Below are 13,239 nucleotides of genomic sequence, written 5' to 3' on the forward strand. Positions count from 1 at the left end.
CGCACTGGCCATCCCGGTAACCCCCGGGGGCCGGACCGACGGAGGAGCACACGTGACCGTGGAGAGCACCGCCGCGCGCACACCGCGCCGCAGCAGTACGAGCGGCGGCAAGCGCACGAGCGCCAAGAAGGCCGCGCCGCAGAAGAGCGCGGAGCCCGAGCTCGTACAGCTGCTGACGCCCGAGGGCAAGCGGGTCAAGAGCGCGAAGAACGCGGTGTACGACGCGTACGTCGCCGACATCACCAGCGAGGAGCTGCGCGGCCTGTACCGCGACATGGTCCTCACCCGCCGCTTCGACGCCGAGGCCACCGCCCTGCAGCGCCAGGGCGAGCTGGGCCTGTGGGCCTCGCTGCTCGGCCAGGAGGCCGCCCAGATCGGCTCCGGCCGGGCCACCCGGGACGACGACTACGTGTTCCCCACGTACCGCGAACACGGCGTCGCCTGGTGCCGCGGGGTGGACCCGACGAACCTGCTCGGCATGTTCCGCGGCGTGAACAACGGCGGCTGGGACCCGAACAGCAACAACTTCCACCTGTACACGATCGTCATCGGCTCGCAGACGCTGCACGCCACCGGTTACGCCATGGGCGTCGCCAAGGACGGTGCCGACTCGGCCGTGGTCGCGTACTTCGGAGACGGCGCCTCCAGCCAGGGCGACGTGGCCGAGGCGTTCACGTTCTCCGCGGTCTACAACTCCCCGGTCGTGTTCTTCTGCCAGAACAACCAGTGGGCGATCTCCGAGCCCACCGAGAAGCAGACCCGGGTGCCGCTCTTCCAGCGCGCGCAGGGCTACGGCTTCCCCGGTGTGCGGGTCGACGGCAACGACGTGCTCGCCGTGCTCGCCGTCACCAAGTGGGCCCTGGAGCGGGCCCGTACGGGCGAGGGCCCCGCGCTGATCGAGGCCTTCACGTACCGCATGGGCGCGCACACCACCTCCGACGACCCCACCAAGTACCGCAGGGACGAGGAGCGGGAGGCCTGGGAGGCCAAGGACCCGATCCTGCGCCTCCGGGCCTTCCTGGAGTCCGAAGGTCACGCGGATGAGGGATATTTCGCGGAACTCGAGGACGAGAGCGAAGCGTTGGGCAAGCGAGTGCGAGAGGTGGTGCGGGCGATGCCGGATCCGGATCTGATGTCGATCTTCGAGAACGTCTACGCCGACGGGCACGCCCTTGTCGACGAGGAGCGCGCCCAGTTCGCCGCCTACCAGGCGTCGTTCGCGGACGCCCCCGCGGGCGGGGAGGGCAAGTAACCATGGCTGTCCAGAAACTTCCCATCGCCAAGGCGATCAACGAATCGCTGCGCACCGCGCTGGAGAACGACCCCAAGGTCCTCATCATGGGTGAGGACGTCGGCAAGCTCGGCGGCGTCTTCCGCGTGACGGACGGGCTGCAGAAGGACTTCGGCGAAGAGCGGATCATCGACACCCCGCTCGCCGAGTCGGGCATCGTCGGCACGGCCATCGGGCTCGCCCTGCGGGGTTACCGCCCGGTGGTGGAGATCCAGTTCGACGGCTTCGTCTTCCCCGCGTACGACCAGATCGTCACGCAGCTCGCCAAGATGCACGCGCGTGCGCTCGGCAAGGTCAAGATGCCGGTCGTCATCCGCATTCCGTACGGCGGTGGCATCGGCGCGGTCGAGCACCACAGCGAGTCGCCCGAGACGCTCTTCGCGCACGTCCCGGGGCTGAAGGTGGTCTCGCCCTCGAACTCGGCCGATGCGTACTGGATGATGCAGCAGGCCATCCAGAGCAACGACCCGGTGATCTTCTTCGAGCCGAAGCGGCGCTACTGGGACAAGGGTGAGGTCGACAAGGACGCGATCCCCGGCCCCCTGCACAAGGCCGTCGTCGCCCGCGAGGGCAGCGACCTCACGCTCGCCGCGTACGGCCCGATGGTCAAGGTCTGCCTCGAGGCGGCCGCGGCCGCCGAGGAGGAGGGCAAGTCCCTGGAGGTCGTGGACCTGCGCTCGATGTCGCCGATCGACTTCGACACGCTGCAGTCCTCGGTCGAGAAGACGCGGCGGCTCGTCGTCGTCCACGAGGCCCCGGTCTTCCTGGGCACGGGCGCGGAGATCGCGGCGCGCATCACCGAGCGGTGCTTCTACCACCTGGAGGCGCCCGTGCTGCGGGTCGGCGGCTATCACGCGCCGTACCCGCCGGCGCGCCTGGAGGAGGAGTACCTGCCGGGCCTTGACCGGGTGCTCGACACCGTCGACCGCTCGCTGGCGTACTGAGGGGAGGAGGGCGTGACAACGATGACTGACAACGCTCTTGCCGAGTTCAAGATGCCCGACGTGGGCGAGGGACTCACCGAGGCCGAGATCCTCAAGTGGTACGTACAGGTGGGTGACACGGTCACCGACGGCCAGGTCGTGTGCGAGGTCGAGACGGCCAAGGCCGCGGTCGAGCTCCCCATCCCCTTCAACGGCGTGGTGCGCGAACTGCGCTTCCCCGAGGGCACCACGGTCGATGTCGGCCAGGTGATCATCGCCGTGGACGTGCCGGGCGGGGCGGGTGCGGGTGCCTCGGCGGCGGCCGCACCGGCGGCGACTGAGGCGGCGCCCGCGACGGTGCCCACGACGGAGGCCGAGGCCGAGCCCGAGGCGCCGCAGGGGCGCCAGCCCGTGCTCGTGGGGTACGGGGTCGCCGAGTCCTCGACCAAGCGGCGGGCCCGCAAGGCCGCCTCCGGGGAGGCCCCGGCCGCGGAGGCCCCGGTCGTGGAAGCTCCGGTCGTGGAAGCTCCGGTCGCGGAAGCCCCGGCGCAGGTGAAGGTGAAGGTGAACGGGGACGGGAACGGCTCCCGGCCGCTGGCCAAGCCGCCCGTCCGCAAGCTCGCCAAGGACCTCGGCGTCGACCTCACGACGCTGGTCCCCTCCGGGCCCGACGGGATCATCACCCGCGAGGACGTGCACGCGGCGGTGGCCCCGGCCACCGCGCCCGCGCCCGCCCCGCAGGCGGTCCAGGCCCAGGCCCAGGCACACGTCCAGGCCCCCGCTCCCGCCGCCGCGGCTGCCTCCGTCGTGTCCACCGACGCCCGCGAGACCCGTATCCCGGTCAAGGGCGTCCGCAAGGCCACCGCGCAGGCGATGGTCGGCTCGGCGTTCACGGCGCCGCACGTCACGGAGTTCGTGACGATCGACGTGACGCGCACGATGAAGCTGGTCGAGGAGCTCAAGCAGGACAAATCCTTCGAGGGGCTGCGGGTCAATCCGCTGCTGCTCATCTCCAAGGCGCTGCTCGTGGCGATCAAGCGGAATCCCGACGTCAATGCCGCCTGGGACGAAGCGAACCAGGAGATCGTCCAGAAGCACTACGTGAACCTGGGCATCGCCGCGGCCACCCCGCGCGGTCTGATCGTGCCGAACATCAAGGACGCGCACGCCAAGACCCTGCCCGAACTGGCCGAGTCGCTCGGCGAGCTGGTCACCACGGCCAGGTCCGGCAAGACCTCGCCCGGTGCCATGCAGGGCGGCACGGTCACGATCACGAACGTCGGCGTCTTCGGCATCGACACGGGCACGCCGATCCTCAACCCCGGCGAGTCCGCGATCCTCGCGGTCGGCGCGATCAAGCTCCAGCCGTGGGTCCACAAGGGCAAGGTCAAGCCGCGCCAGGTGACGACGCTCGCGCTCTCCTTCGACCACCGCCTGGTGGACGGGGAGCTGGGCTCCAAGGTGCTCGCCGATGTGGCGGCGATCCTGGAGCGGCCGAAGCGGCTGCTTACCTGGGCGTAGGACGCGGTAGCGATCCGCTGCACACACGAGAGGGGCCCGCCGCGATAGCGCGGCGGGCCCCTCTCGTTTCGCTACTGCTCGGGTCAGGCGACCTTGAAGCCGTAGTCGAGGATCTTCTTCGCGTCCGCCGTGCGGTTGTTCACAGACGACGAGGTCAGGACGGTCCCGACGACCGTCTTGCCGTTGCGGGTCGCAGCGAAGACGAGGCAGTACTTCGCCTCGGGGCCGGAGCCCGTCTTCACGCCGATCGCGCCGCGGTAGGAGCCGAGCAGGTTGTTCGTGTTGGACCACGACATGTAGCGGTAGCCGCCGCTCTTCGTCGTGACCTTCTGCTTCGTCGACTTCGTCTTCACGACGGAGCGGAACTGCGAGTACTTCAGCGCGTTGCTCGCGAGCTTCGTCAGGTCGCGCGGCGTCGAGTAGTTGCTGCCGTTCCCGATGCCGTCGAACGAGTCGAAGTGGGTGTTCTTCAGGTTCAGGTTCTTGGCCGTCGAGTTCATCTGGCCGATGAAGTTCTTCACGCGGGCGGCGCGGGACGAACCCTTGCCGAACTTGTCCGCGAGCGCGTACGCGGCGTCGCAGCCGGACGGCAGCATCAGACCGTAGAGGAGCTGGCGGACGGTGACCTTGTCGCCGACGATGAGCCGCGCCGACGAGGCGGAGTTCCTGACGATGTAGTCGCTGTAGGCCTTCTGGACCGTGACCTTGGAGTTCAGGTTCAGGTTCCGCTGGCCGAGCACGACGCGCGCCGTCATTATTTTCGTCGTGGAGCCGGTGGAACGGCGGGTGTCGGCGGCCTTGGTGAAGAGGCTCTTCCCAGTGCCGTTGTTCATCGCGAAGCCGCCCTTGGCGACGATCGACGGCTTCGGCGGTGCGGCCGCGTGGGCCGTGGTGGTGAGGGCGCCGCCGGCCAGCATCGCGCTCGCGGTGACGAGAACGGCCGATGTGCGACGTACGCCTCTAATGCCGGTATTCAAGTTCAATACTCCAAATGCCCCTGGGCTGCGGCTGCATGAGGATGCCGCTCACTCAGTAGACGAGTGAGGGGGGTCGATGGATGTGCCGGAACGGCCAGGAATTCGGCCGGGGGTGCCCGCGATGTGGACGGGGATACCTGTGTATACGTGTTGTATCTATGCTGTGCGCATGTCAGCCGCCGCCACCCCCACAGCCGTCACCCCCACAGCCACCGGTCCCACAGCCACCGGTCCCACAGCCACCGGTCCCACAGCGCCGACCGTACCGACCGCTCCGACCGCTGCGGCCGCTCCCACCGGCCCCACCCTCACCGCCACCAAGCGTCCCCCCGCCGCCGAGCGCGTCTACGCCCACGTGAAGCAGGCCGTCCTGGAGCGCCGCTACGAGGGCGGCACGCTCCTCACCGAGGGCGAGCTCGCCGAAGCCGTGGGGGTGTCCCGCACCCCGGTGCGCGAGGCGCTGCTCAAGCTGGAGGTGGAGGGGTTGCTGCGCCTCTACCCGAAGAAGGGCGCCATGGTGCTGCCCGTCTCCGCGCAGGAGATCGCGGACGTCGTCGAGACGCGGCTGCTCGTCGAGACGCACGCGGTGCGCAAGGCGGTACCGGCCCCGGCAGGGCTGATCGGCCGACTGGCGGAGCTCCTTGCGCGACAGCGCGAGCAGGCGGCATCCGGCGACCTCGCGGGGGCCGCGGTCACCGACCGGTGCTTCCACGCCGAGATCGTGCGCAGCGGCAGGAACGAGATCCTCTCGCGCCTCTACGACCAGCTGCGGGACCGCCAGCTGCGGATGGGGGTCGCCGTGATGCACTCCCACCCCGACCGGATCGCGAAGACCCTGGCGGAGCACGAGGAGATCCTCGACGCGCTGCGGCGCGGCGACGCGGAGGCGGCGGTCGCCGTCGTCACCCGGCACGTCGGCTGGTTCCAGAACCTGGCGCGGGGTGACGTCCGATGAGTTCCGCCGACTCCGCCGACTCCGCCGACTCCGCCCACTCCGGCGGCTCCGGCCCCGTCGTGCTGCCGGGTGACCCGCCCGGCGGGCGCAAGGCCGTGCTCGTCTGGTCCGTCGGGGTCGCCGTCTACTTCGTGGCCGTCGTCTTCCGGACGTCCCTCGGCGTCGCGGGCCTCGACGCCGCGGACCGCTTCCACGTCAACGCGTCCGCGCTCGCGACCTTCTCGATCCTCCAGCTGCTCGTGTACGCGGGCATGCAGATACCCGGCGGCCTGATGGTCGACCGGCTCGGCACCAAGAAGGTCCTGACGATCGGGGTCGTCCTCTTCACGGTCGGGCAGCTCGGCTTCGCCTTCTCGCCGACGTACGCGATGGCGCTCGTCTCCCGCGCCCTGCTCGGCTTCGGCGACGCGCTGACCTTCATCAGTGTCCTGCGGCTCGGCGGCCGCTGGTTCCCGGCGCGGCGCGGCCCGATGATCGCCCAGCTCGCCGGGCTCCTCGGCATGGCGGGCAACCTCGTCTCGACCCTCGTCCTGGCCAGGCTGCTGCACTCCGTCGGCTGGACCGCGGCCTTCGCGGGCAGCTCGCTCTGCGGTGTCGTCGTCCTCGTCCTGCTCACGCTGTTCCTGCGGGACCACCCCGAGGGCCACGAGCCGCGCCCGGTGGCGCACAGCGGAGCGGCGTACGTACGCAGGCAGATCGCCCTGTCCTGGCGGGAGCCAGGCACCCGGCTCGGCATGTGGGTGCACTTCACCACGCAGTTCCCCGCGATGGTCTTCCTGCTCCTGTGGGGCCTGCCGTTCCTCGTCGAGGCGCAGGGCCTCTCGCGGGCGTCGGCCGGTGATCTGCTCACGCTCGTCGTGCTGTCCAACATGGTCATCGGCCTCGTATACGGCCAGATCGTGGCCCGGCACCACACCGCGCGCCTGCCGCTGGCGCTCGGCACGATCGGGGCGACGGCCACGGCCTGGGCTGCCGTGCTCGTCCACCCCGGGGACCACGCCCCGCTGTGGCTGCTGATCGTCCTGTGCGCGGTGCTCGGCGCCTGCGGGCCCGCCTCCATGATCGGCTTCGACTTCGCGCGGCCCGCGAACCCGCAGGAGCGGCAGGGCACGGCGTCGGGCATCACCAACATGGGCGGCTTCGTCGCCTCCATGACGACGCTGCTCGCGATCGGCGTGCTGCTCGACGCGACCGGCGACAACTACCGCGTGGCGTTCTCCGCGGTGTTCGTCCTGGAGGCGTTCGGAGTCAGCCAGATCCTGCGGCTCAAGTCGCGGGCGGTGCGCAGGGAACGGGAGCAGCTCGTCGCCAGCCGGGTGGAGGCCGTGCACGTCCCGGCCTGAATCCCGGCCTGAACCCGGGCCTGAACCCGGGCCTGACCCCGGGCCTGAGGCCGGGGCTGTGGCTGGGGCTGGGGCCCGGCGGCTACGGAGTGACCGGGAAGTCCCGCAGGATTGCCTCCGCCAGCTCGTGGTCGCCCTCGACCTTGACGCGGTCCGCGACGGCGCCGTACGTCACGCGTCCGCACGCGAGCCTGAAGTACGTCTCCCAGTCGAGGGCGATGGTGGCGAGGGGGCCGAGCGAGGGCGCGCTGTCGACGGTGCCCTTGCCCTCGGCGTCCACGCGGACCGTGCGCAGGAACTCGACGGGGCCGCTCACGTCGAGGACGACCGCGGAGTTCGCGGGCGCGCCCGCCGTCTTCGCGACGACCTTGGCGAGCCCGAGGAGGAGCATGTCGCGGGCGACGTACGCCCCCGGGGAGTCGAGGTTGCCGGGCTTGCGCAGTGTCGTACGGAGGTCCTGCTCGTGGACCCACACGTCGAAGGCCCGCAGCCGCATGGCCAGTTCGAGGGTCTGCTCGGTGCCAAGCGGGCCGCGGATCTTCGTCGAGGGGTCCCGCGACTCGTTCCGCAGCTGTCGCATGCGGCGGATGACCGTGTACTCCAGCTCGGAGGTCATCTCCGGAGCGGTGTGGTGGCGCCGCACGTCGACCTGTATCTCCATGTACCGCTGGCCCTCGGTCTGTACGTGGTACAGGTCGCGGGGCAGGGTGTGGATCGGTCGGGGGTCACCCAGCATCTCGCATTCGAGGCCTATGACGTGGGAGATGATGTCGCGCACCGACCAGCCGGGGCAGGGGGTCGCCCAGCTCCACTCTCCCTCGGCGAGCGGAGACACCAGCTCGGATATCGCTTCCACGGAATGCGTCCAGGCATCGGCGTAGGTTTGCAGGCTGGGATGGAGACTCACGGGACCCCTTGCGGTTGTACGCGGGCGGTGGGTGTCTGAGACGTTAAGTTACGCTGCCCGCAGGCACCCCGGCAGTGCTTTCGTGTGACGATCGTAGGCCGTGTGAGCGGCTCGAATGCCAGGACGGTGGTAGTGTGCGCGCCTCCCTCATCCAGATCGCCGTAGACGAGGACGAACCGGTCAATTCCCGTCGGCCGCGCGTCGCTTCGCTGGTACGCGAAGTGAGCGCCCGGGACGGTTCGGATCTGGTCGTTCTTCCCGAACTGTGGACCACGGGCGCCTTCGCGTACGAGTCCTTCGGGCGCGAGGCGGAGCCGCTGCGAGGCCCTACGTACGAGGCCATGGCGAAGGCCGCGAGCGACGCGGGCGTGTGGCTGCACGCGGGCTCGATCCCCGAGCGGGACCCTGACGGGCCGCTCTACAACACCTCGCTCGTCTTCTCGCCCGACGGCGAACTCGCCGCCGCCTACCGGAAGATCCACCGCTTCGGCTTCGACAAGGGCGAGGCCGTGCTGATGGCGGCGGGCTCCGAACTGGCGACGGTCCGCACGCCGGACACCACGCTCGGCCTCGCGACCTGTTACGACCTGCGCTTCCCCGAGCTCTTCCGGGGGCTCGTCGACGCGGGCGCCGAGATGTTCGTGGTGCCCGCGGGGTGGCCGGCGCGGCGGCGTGAGCACTGGCGGCTCTTCGCGCGGGCGCGGGCCGTCGAGGACCAGGTGTACGTCCTGGCGTGCGGCACGGGCGGGACGCACGCGGGGGTTCCGCAGGCGGGGCACAGTGTCGTCGTCGACCCGTGGGGTGAGGTGCTCGCGGAGGCGGGGGATGGCGAGGAGACCCTCACCGTCGATCTTGACCCCGGCAGGGTCGCGCTGACCCGGGAGCAGTTTCCGGCGCTGAAAGATCGGTTGCTGGGGCAGGACCCGCCGCCGCGGCCCTGATACTCGGCTGCCGGTCCGCATTGGCTGCGGGTCCGCCTTGACTGCGGGTCCGTCGTGACTGCGGGTCCGTCGTGGCTGGTCGCGCAGTTCCCCGCGCCCTTACGGGGCGCACCCCATTCAGTCGTCCTCCCTCTCCTCCCCCTCGCGCTCCTTCTCCGCGAGGCGGATCACGCAGACCGCGACGGCGAGCAGCAGGGCGGGGTCGGTGTCCTCGCGCACGATCTGGAGGCCGTACGTCTCGCGCACGCGAAACCAGCGGCGCGAGATGTCGGCGAGCAGTTCGCCGTCGTACTCGATGGCGAACTCGCGGTCGAGGATCTTGCCGCTGACGTCCAGTTCGGTGCCGTCGACCAGCGAGACGCGGTAGTGATTGCGCAGCAGGGACAGGCGCTTGCGCTTCACGCGGGCGAGCGCCTCGCCCGCGCGCTCGATGACCATCGTGTCGCGCAGGGCGAGCAGCTTGGCGTGGATCTCGATGAGAACCCTGCCCTGCATGTCCTTCAGCTCGAAGGTGTCGCGCAGGCGCATCGCCTTGCCGTCGACGAGGTAGACCTTGCGGCCCTGGTCGTCCTCGATCCAGTAGTCGTCGCCGATGCCGAGCACGCGGTCGCGTACGAGAAGTCTCATGACGCCATGACTACCCCGCGGCGCCGCACATCTGACAGTGCGGCACATCGGATGACAGTGCGGCACATCGGACATCGTCAGTAGCCGCGGTGCTGCTGGTCCGGCTCGACGACCGCGGTGGGCGCGGCCGCGGGTACGACGGCACGCCTGCGCTTGGCGATGCTGGTGAAGACGGCGACGCCGATGAGCCCCACGGCCATCATGATGACTCCGGTGACGGTGAGGTTGATCCCTTCCATCTCCCAGTCGGTCGCGAACGTGAGGATGGCACCCGCGGCGATCAGAATGATGCATCCGCCCAGGCCCATGAGGACCGCCTCCCTGCTGTAGTGGCTACGAAGTCACCGTGTACCCGGGACCTTCGCAACCACACAGACATTCGGGTGATCGGCCTCCGGTCGGTGTCCGGTCGGCCCCGGATCAGCCCTCCAGGAACGCCACGAGCGCGTTGGCCAGCAGGTGCGGGTCGTCCGCGCCGCACAGCTCGCGCACGCTGTGCATGGACAGGATCGCGACGCCGATGTCGACGGTCTTGATGCCGTGCCGCGCCGCGGTGATGGGGCCGATCGTCGTACCGCACGGCATCGCGTTGTTGGAGACGAACGACTGGAACGGCACGCCCGCCTTCTCGCACGCGGCGGCGAACACCGCGCGGCCCGAACCGTCGGTGGCGTAGCGGTTGTTGACGTTGACCTTCAGGATCGGGCCGCCGTTGGCGCGCGGGTGGTGCGTCGGGTCGTGCCGCTCGGCGTAGTTGGGGTGCACGGCGTGGCCGGTGTCGGAGGAGAGGCAGACGGTTCCGGCGAACGCGCGGGCCTTGTCCTCGTACGAGCCCCCGCGCGCGAACACGGACCGCTCAAGGACGCCGCCGAGCAGCGGGCCGTCGGCGCCGGTGTCGGACTGCGAGCCGTTCTCCTCGTGGTCGAAGGCGGCGAGCACGGGGATGTAGGGCAGGTCCTCCTGGGCGGCGACGGACGCGAGGGCGGCCGTCGCGGCGTGCACGGACAGGAGGTTGTCCATGCGGGGGCCCGCGACCAGTTCGCGGTCGCGGCCGAGGTAGGCGGGCGGCTCGACGGAGTACGTCATGAGGTCCCAGCCGGTGACGTCGCCCTCGCCGAGCCCTGCCTCGTCCTCCAGGAAACGGATCAGGTCGCCCTCGTGGACGTCGTGGCCGAGCCCCCAGATGGGCTGCATGTGCTTCTGCTTGTCGAGCTTGAGCCCGTCGGTGTGCACGGACCGGTCCATGTGGATGGCCAGTTGGGGCACGCGGAGCAGCGGCCGGTCGATGTTCACGAGCCGCGTGGTGCCGTCGCGCAGTGAGAGGCGTCCGGCGAGGCCGAGGTCCCGGTCGAGCCAGGAGTTGAGCAGCGGTCCGCCGTAGATCTCGACGGCGACCTGCCGCCAGCCGTGGGCGCCCGCGTCGGGCTGCGGCTTCACGCGGAGGTTGGGGGAGTCGGTGTGCGCGCCGACGATGCGGAAGGGGGTGTGCGCGGTGGCGTTCTCCGGCACGTACCAGGCGATGATGGCGCCGCCCCGCAGCACGTACTTCCCGCCGGTCGTCCCGTCCCAGGCCTCGGTCTCCTCGACCTGCCGGAAACCGGCCTTCTCGAGCCGCTCGGCGGCGCTCGCCACGGCGTGGTACGGCGTGGGGCTCGCCGCGAGGAAGGACATGAGGTCTTCGGTGTGGCCGCGATCGAAGGGCCCGGAGGGTGTGCGCATGGCAGCCAGCCTAATGGCGCCGCCCTTCGGGTGGCGGGGCGATCAGAGGCGGTCGATCCCGGTGAGGTCGATGTCGATGTCGGCGGCCCCAGCCCATACGACGATGCCGCCACCCGAAAGGATCAGGTAGCGGCATCGCGCTGACGTGCGAAGGAAATCTGGTCGAGCCGGGTCGAACTAGAACGCCGACTCGTCCAGCTCCATCAGGTCGAGCTCCACGCCCTCGGCCAGCTTCCGCTCACCCGCGACGTTCGGCAGGACGTTCGTGGCGAAGAACTTGGCCGCGGCGATCTTGCCCTCGTAGAACGCCACATCCTTGGAAGACACAGCCTTGTCGGAAGCCGTCGACAGCTTCTCCGCGGCGACCGCGGCGCCCCGAAGCAGCAGGTAGCCGACGACGACGTCGCCCGAGGCCATCAGGAGGCGGGTCGTGTTCAGGCCCACCTTGTAGATGGACTTCACGTCCTGCTCCGTGGCCGCGAGGTCGGTCAGCATGACGCCGACGATGGCCTCGAGATCGACCGCGGCCTTGGCCAGCTCCTCGCGGGCCCCGGCCAGGCTCTCGCCGCCCGTGCCGACCGCGAGGAACTTCTTGATCTCCTCGGCGAGGCCGTTCAGCGCGGCACCCTGGTTGCGGACGATCTTCCGGAAGAAGTAGTCCTGGCCCTGGATCGCCGTCGTGCCCTCGTAGAGGGTGTCGATCTTCGCGTCACGGATGTACTGCTCGATCGGGTACTCCTGGAGGTACCCCGAGCCGCCGAACGTCTGGAGCGACTGCGCCAGCTGTTCGTACGACTTCTCCGAGCCGTAGCCCTTCACGATCGGGAGCAGCAGGTCGTTGAGGGCGTGCAGCTGCGACGCGTCCTCGCCCGCCGCCTCCTTGACCTGGATGTCGTCCTGGACGGCCGCGGTGTGCAGGACGAGCGCGCGCATGCCCTCCGCGTACGCCTTCTGCGTCATCAGGGAGCGGCGCACGTCCGGGTGGTGGGTGATCGTCACCTTCGGCGCGGCCTTGTCCATGAACTGGGCCAGGTCCGGGCCCTGCACGCGCTCCTTGGCGTACTCCAGGGCGTTGAGGTAGCCGGTGGAGAGCGCCGCGATGGCCTTCGTGCCGACCATCATGCGGGCGAACTCGATGATGCGGAACATCTGGCGGATGCCGTCGTGCTTGTCGCCGATCAGCCACCCCTTGGCGGGGTGCTGGTCGCCGAACGTCATCTCGCAGGTGTTGGAGGCCTTGAGGCCCATCTTGTGCTCGACGTTCGTGGCGTAGACGCCGTTGCGCTCGCCCAGCTCGCCGGTCTCCCAGTCGAACTCGTACTTCGGGACCAGGAAGAGCGAGAGGCCCTTCGTGCCGGGGCCGTGGCCCTCGGGGCGGGCGAGGACGTAGTGGAGGATGTTCTCCGACATGTCGTGCTCACCGGACGTGATGAAGCGCTTCACGCCCTCGATGTGCCAGGAGCCGTCGTCCTGCTGCACGGCCTTCGTGCGGCCCGCGCCCACGTCCGAGCCGGCGTCCGGCTCGGTGAGGACCATCGTCGAGCCCCACTGCTTCTCGACGGCGACCGCGGCGGCCTTCTTCTGCGCCTCGTTGCCCTCCTCGAAGAGGATGCCTGCGAAGGCGGGGCCCGAGGAGTACATCCACACGGCCGGGTTGGCGCCGAGCAGCAGCTCCGCGTAGCCCCAGATCAGGGAGCGGGGCGCGGTCGTGCCGCCGATCTCCTCGGGCAGGCCGAGGCGCCAGTACTCGGAGTCCATGAAGGCCTGGTAGCTCTTCTTGAAGGACGCGGGTACGGGGGCGGTGTTGGTCGCGGGGTCGAAGACCGGCGGGTTGCGGTCGGCGTCCTCGTAGGACTCGGCCAGCTCGTTCTCGGCGAGGCGGCGCAGCTCGTCGAGGATGGTCTTGGCGGTGTCGACGTCCATCTCCGCGAACGGGCCGGTGCCGTACAGCTTGTCGCGCCCGAGCACCTCGAAGAGGTTGAACTCGATGTCGCGGAGATTCGACTTGTAGTGGCCCATGGCGAAGGCTCCGTAA

General features: G+C 69.9%; 12 protein-coding genes. 6 read left to right on the forward strand and 6 right to left on the reverse strand.

Going from position 1 to position 13,239, the window contains the following annotated elements; all coding sequences use genetic code 11:
- Positions 1-52 precede the first annotated feature (52 nt).
- From pdhA to ABZ953_RS34830, 3 genes are read left to right on the forward strand one after another with little or no spacing between them, the layout of a single operon-like run.
- Complete coding sequence (gene pdhA, locus ABZ953_RS34820) at positions 53-1,252, forward strand: pyruvate dehydrogenase (acetyl-transferring) E1 component subunit alpha (RefSeq protein WP_361732707.1); 1,200 nt, start codon at positions 53-55, stop codon at positions 1,250-1,252.
- A 2-nt stretch (positions 1,253-1,254) separates the two neighbouring features.
- Entirely contained in the window at positions 1,255-2,235 is a 981-nt protein-coding gene (locus ABZ953_RS34825) for an alpha-ketoacid dehydrogenase subunit beta (RefSeq protein WP_361732709.1), read from the forward strand.
- A gap of 12 nt (positions 2,236-2,247) precedes the next feature.
- Complete coding sequence (locus tag ABZ953_RS34830; protein WP_361732711.1) at positions 2,248-3,735, forward strand: dihydrolipoamide acetyltransferase family protein; 1,488 nt, start codon at positions 2,248-2,250, stop codon at positions 3,733-3,735.
- Positions 3,736-3,818: 83 nt separating this feature from the next.
- On the opposite strand, the gene ABZ953_RS34835 is transcribed toward ABZ953_RS34830, so the two are convergent.
- Positions 3,819-4,712: a D-alanyl-D-alanine carboxypeptidase gene (locus ABZ953_RS34835; RefSeq protein WP_361732713.1), complete on the reverse strand. Its 894-nt coding sequence runs from the start codon at positions 4,710-4,712 to the stop codon at positions 3,819-3,821.
- Positions 4,713-4,881: 169 nt separating this feature from the next.
- Between ABZ953_RS34835 and ABZ953_RS34840 the strand changes: the two genes are divergently transcribed.
- Both ABZ953_RS34840 and ABZ953_RS34845 read left to right on the forward strand, forming a co-directional pair.
- Positions 4,882-5,667 (forward strand): GntR family transcriptional regulator, encoded by a 786-nt coding sequence (locus ABZ953_RS34840; RefSeq protein ID WP_361732715.1) that lies wholly within the window; start codon positions 4,882-4,884, stop codon positions 5,665-5,667.
- On the forward strand, positions 5,664-7,010 hold the full coding sequence (locus ABZ953_RS34845; protein ID WP_361732717.1) for an MFS transporter: 1,347 nt from the start codon (positions 5,664-5,666) through the stop codon (positions 7,008-7,010). Before ABZ953_RS34840 ends, ABZ953_RS34845 begins: the two co-directional genes overlap by 4 nt.
- A gap of 82 nt (positions 7,011-7,092) precedes the next feature.
- On the opposite strand, the gene ABZ953_RS34850 is transcribed toward ABZ953_RS34845, so the two are convergent.
- On the reverse strand, positions 7,093-7,917 hold the full coding sequence (locus ABZ953_RS34850) for a maleylpyruvate isomerase family mycothiol-dependent enzyme (RefSeq protein WP_361732719.1): 825 nt from the start codon (positions 7,915-7,917) through the stop codon (positions 7,093-7,095).
- 134 nt (positions 7,918-8,051) lie between these two features.
- Between ABZ953_RS34850 and ABZ953_RS34855 the strand changes: the two genes are divergently transcribed.
- Complete coding sequence (locus tag ABZ953_RS34855; RefSeq protein ID WP_361732721.1) at positions 8,052-8,858, forward strand: carbon-nitrogen family hydrolase; 807 nt, start codon at positions 8,052-8,054, stop codon at positions 8,856-8,858.
- 117 nt (positions 8,859-8,975) lie between these two features.
- Here the strand turns inward: ABZ953_RS34855 and ABZ953_RS34860 are convergent, their stop codons facing one another.
- From ABZ953_RS34860 to ABZ953_RS34875, 4 genes are all read right to left on the reverse strand, one after another.
- Positions 8,976-9,485 carry an LURP-one-related family protein gene (locus ABZ953_RS34860; RefSeq protein ID WP_361732722.1) on the reverse strand — a complete coding sequence of 170 codons (510 nt, stop codon included), beginning with the start codon at positions 9,483-9,485 and terminating at the stop codon, positions 8,976-8,978.
- A 77-nt stretch (positions 9,486-9,562) separates the two neighbouring features.
- The gene (locus ABZ953_RS34865) at positions 9,563-9,793 is read right to left on the reverse strand and encodes a DUF6458 family protein (protein ID WP_361732724.1); all 231 of its coding nucleotides are present in this window, start codon (positions 9,791-9,793) and stop codon (positions 9,563-9,565) included.
- Between the two features lie 112 nt (positions 9,794-9,905).
- Positions 9,906-11,204: a M18 family aminopeptidase gene (locus ABZ953_RS34870; RefSeq protein WP_361732726.1), complete on the reverse strand. Its 1,299-nt coding sequence runs from the start codon at positions 11,202-11,204 to the stop codon at positions 9,906-9,908.
- Positions 11,205-11,381: 177 nt separating this feature from the next.
- Positions 11,382-13,223 (reverse strand): acyl-CoA dehydrogenase, encoded by a 1,842-nt coding sequence (locus tag ABZ953_RS34875; RefSeq protein ID WP_361732728.1) that lies wholly within the window; start codon positions 13,221-13,223, stop codon positions 11,382-11,384.
- Between the last annotated feature and the right edge of the window lie 16 nt (positions 13,224-13,239).

Origin of the sequence: Streptomyces sp. NPDC046465 (assembly GCF_040646035.1) — a bacterium.
Taxonomy (GTDB): Bacteria; Actinomycetota; Actinomycetes; order Streptomycetales; family Streptomycetaceae; genus Streptomyces.

Coding starts and splice junctions, on each gene's coding strand:
- ABZ953_RS34860 (WP_361732722.1), bottom strand. CDS start 9,485: ATGAGACTTCTCGTACGCGACCGCGTGCTCGGCATCGGCGACGACTAC.
- ABZ953_RS34845 (WP_361732717.1), top strand. CDS start 5,664: ATGAGTTCCGCCGACTCCGCCGACTCCGCCGACTCCGCCCACTCCGGC.
- ABZ953_RS34825 (WP_361732709.1), top strand. CDS start 1,255: ATGGCTGTCCAGAAACTTCCCATCGCCAAGGCGATCAACGAATCGCTG.
- ABZ953_RS34865 (WP_361732724.1), bottom strand. CDS start 9,793: ATGGGCCTGGGCGGATGCATCATTCTGATCGCCGCGGGTGCCATCCTC.
- ABZ953_RS34875 (WP_361732728.1), bottom strand. CDS start 13,223: ATGGGCCACTACAAGTCGAATCTCCGCGACATCGAGTTCAACCTCTTC.
- ABZ953_RS34840 (WP_361732715.1), top strand. CDS start 4,882: ATGTCAGCCGCCGCCACCCCCACAGCCGTCACCCCCACAGCCACCGGT.
- ABZ953_RS34870 (WP_361732726.1), bottom strand. CDS start 11,204: ATGCGCACACCCTCCGGGCCCTTCGATCGCGGCCACACCGAAGACCTC.